Origin of the sequence: Streptomyces sp. NPDC051172 (assembly GCF_040682555.1) — a bacterium.
Classification (GTDB): domain Bacteria; phylum Actinomycetota; class Actinomycetes; order Streptomycetales; family Streptomycetaceae; genus Streptomyces.
The window spans coordinates 1-1,349 of sequence record NZ_JBFBBE010000361.1; the positions used below are offsets into that span (position 1 = coordinate 1).

A 1,349-nucleotide genomic window follows, 5' to 3' on the forward strand; every position below is an offset into this window, starting at 1 on the left:
GGGGTGACGACCGCCGGACGTCTTGCCCTCGCCACCGCCGTGCGGGTGGTCGACCGGGTTCATGACGACACCGCGGACGGTCGGGCGCACGCCCTTCCAGCGCATGCGGCCGGCCTTGCCCCAGTTGATGTTCGACTGCTCGGCGTTGCCGACCTCGCCGATCGTGGCGCGGCAGCGCACGTCGACGTTGCGGATCTCCCCGGAGGGCAGGCGCAGCTGGGCGTACTTGCCCTCGCGGGCGACCAGCTGCACGGAGGCGCCGGCGGAGCGGGCCATCTTGGCGCCGCCGCCGGGGCGCAGCTCCACCGCGTGGATGGTGGTGCCCACGGGGATGTTGCGCATCGGCAGGTTGTTGCCCGGCTTGATGTCGGCGTTCGGGCCGGCCTCCACCACGTCGCCCTGCTTCAGCTTGGCCGGGGCCAGGATGTAGCGCTTGGCGCCGTCCGCGTAGTGCAGCAGCGCGATGCGGGCGGTGCGGTTCGGGTCGTACTCGATGTGCGCGACGGTGGCGGGCACGCCGTCCTTGTCGTGGCGACGGAAGTCGACCAGGCGGTACTGGCGCTTGTGGCCGCCGCCCTTGTGACGAGTGGTGATGCGACCGGTGTTGTTGCGGCCGCCGGTCTTGTGCAGCGGACGGAGAAGGGACTTCTCCGGCGTGGACCGGGTGATCTCTGCGAAGTCGGCCACGGACGAGCCGCGCAGGCCCGGGGTGGTCGGCTTGTACTTACGGATAGCCATGTGTCAGTTCCTCGATTAAGTGGTCTCCGCACGCCGATCAGGCGAGCGGACCTCCGAAGATGTCGATGGTCCCGTCCTTGAGCGTGACGATGGCACGCTTGGTGGACTTGCGCTGGCCCCACCCGAAGCGGGTGCGACGGCGCTTGCCGGAACGGTTCAGGGTGTTGACCGAGGCCACGTCGACGTTGAAGATGCGCTCCACCGCCTGCTTGATCTCGGACTTGTTGGAGCGGGGGTCGACCAGGAAGGTGTACTTGCCCTCGTCGATCAGACCGTAGCTCTTCTCCGACACGACGGGAGCGATGATCACGTCGCGGGGATCCTTGTTGATGGAGCCGCTCACTGGGCATCCTCCTTCTTGGCGCCGGAAGCCTGGGCCACGTACGCCTCGTAGGCCGCCTGGGTGAACACGACGTCGTCGGAGACGAGCACGTCGTAGGTGTTCAGCTGGTCGGCGTACAGGGTGTGGACCGCAGGCAGGTTGCGGGCGGACAGGGCGGCGACGTCGTCGGCCCGGTCGATCACCAGCAGCACGTTCTTGCGGCCGGTGTTCAGGGACGCGAGGCCCGCCTTGGCGGCCTTGGTGGACGGGGTGGTCCCGGACACGAGGG

The 1,349-nt window shown here is 68.7% G+C and carries 3 protein-coding genes; all 3 read right to left on the reverse strand.

Annotation, left to right across the window (positions count from 1 at the left end):
- On the reverse strand, positions 1-738 hold a 738-nt coding region (gene rplB / locus AB0N07_RS51110; protein WP_365847854.1), incomplete at its 3' end, for a 50S ribosomal protein L2.
- 37 nt (positions 739-775) lie between these two features.
- Positions 776-1,081, reverse strand: a complete 306-nt coding sequence (gene rplW, locus AB0N07_RS51115; protein ID WP_002857471.1) for a 50S ribosomal protein L23 — start codon at positions 1,079-1,081, stop codon at positions 776-778.
- Positions 1,078-1,349: 50S ribosomal protein L4 (rplD, locus tag AB0N07_RS51120; RefSeq protein WP_195069247.1), on the reverse strand; the 272-nt coding region annotated here is incomplete at its 5' end. The genes rplW and rplD, both read right to left, overlap by 4 nt.